The organism is Neobacillus ginsengisoli (assembly GCF_030813055.1).
Genome location: NZ_JAUSTW010000030.1, coordinates 1 through 1,801 on the forward strand (window position 1 = coordinate 1; position 1,801 = coordinate 1,801).

Genomic DNA, 1,801 nt, shown 5'->3' on the forward strand with positions numbered 1-1,801 from the left:
CTCCCTCAGTTTGATACGATTATCTCTCGAATGCTCACTTATTCGCAGGATTTCATAACCCTTGTATTTGGATTTACGTGTAATTGATATGAGTTCAGATCATTTTGGCTTCGTGAAGGCATAGTTAAATAAAGGAGTCAGCTACCACTCCATATTTTTCCATATAATGCACATCTCCACGCCGCCCCTGGAGGCTTTCCCTCCCATGTCTCAACGGGTCAATTGCCCTCTCATTCCATCGTCATGCCTATCCAAGGGGTGGAGGCCAGTTATGCTATCCTGATGGGTCACAGTGCCCTTTTGTTGAATAAACCTGGTACTCCGTACATATTTGAAATCCTACGAATAAGACAACATTCAAAAATAAAGTTTACTATTTTAATTAATACATTTTATATATCAATTGTTTTAATTCTAAGCTGCTAAAGAGGTTAATACTTGGACTTTACTTGAACAATAAGACTCGTTACTTCGTGCTATTCCTACAAAAATCCTTGCTAGTTTACCTATCAGTTTCATGATTGATTTCATTTTCTTTATTTTCTTTACCTTCACATTATGGGAATGGAGGGCTTTAAACTCAGGGTTATTCATCACAAGGCTCATAGTTGCTAAGTAAAGGAATCGCCGTAGCCGAGATCTTCCACGCTTTGAAATGACAATCTGACCTTTCCATTTTCCTGAACTTGCTTCTGCTAGATGCAATCCTGCATGACGTAATAGCGAGTTTCCATGAGAGAATCCGCTTAAGTCTCCTGACTCACCTAGTATCCCAGCTAATGAAATTTCACTTATTCCCTTAATCATAAGTAGTTTTTTCGCGAATGGTATTTTGTTGAGGACATCTTTAACTTGTTGTTCAACTCTTTCGAGTTGTTTTGCAGCGAGGTCATATTCCTCTAATAATTGTTCTAAATGGAATTTATAAGCATCAAGTGCTTGTCCGGTTCCAATAGAAGATTTTGCTAGAGTGATCAGTAATTGAGCTTTTTTAGATCCTGGTTGTCTTTTCATTAATGACTTCCATCCCCTCATAACATCTAGTAGCTCCATTGAAGATATTTCATCTGGAGTTGGAAACAAACGAAGGGTTGCTATGGCCCCTTTGCACGAAACATCGTTAAACACTTGCCGCAGCTCTGGAAAGACAACATCTACCCATCGATTTATTTGATTAATAGACATGACAAGACGTTTTACAACCACATCACGATTAGACATTAGAACTCTAAGTTTCTCAAATGATTCTGATGATGGGCGAATGAAGGAATAGTAGCCGTTTTTGACCATATCCGCGATAACGAGCGCATCCTTTTTATCACTCTTAGATTGGGTATTATCACGATTCTCTTTATTCCTTTTTACTAAGTGGGGATTGACTGTTACTACCTCAATGTTTTGGTTACATAACCATTTAGATAGGTTAATCCAGTAATGGCCTGTAGGCTCCATACCAACTATTGTTGAATCAAATTTTTTTAGTTTTTGTAAGCTTTGAATCCAACTTAATAGTTTTAGGAATCCCTCTTCATTATTTTCAAATGAAAGAGGATCTCCAACTACAATTCCACGGAAGTTAACAGCTCGAGCAACGTGTAGATGCTGAGCGATATCCACGCCAACAATAAGATGTGTATCGGAAATTCTTTCTATTAGTTGATTTTGTTTGTCTTGCATTTTAAAATTCATAGTAGGGCTTCCTCCTTAAGAAACTGAGTTTAGATTGGTCTCTATACTCGTATCTTACTGAGGGGCTCTATTTTTTTCAAACCTGATATTTAACAATCTACAGGAATGCTAT

The 1,801-nt window shown here is 37.6% G+C and carries 1 protein-coding gene; it reads right to left on the minus strand.

The window, feature by feature from the left end; translation table 11 throughout:
* Positions 1 to 414: 414 nt before the first annotated feature.
* Positions 415 to 1,689: an IS110 family RNA-guided transposase gene (locus J2S10_RS27335; RefSeq protein ID WP_307414347.1), complete on the minus strand. Its 1,275-nt coding sequence runs from the start codon at positions 1,687 to 1,689 to the stop codon at positions 415 to 417.
* Positions 1,690 to 1,801 lie beyond the last annotated feature (112 nt).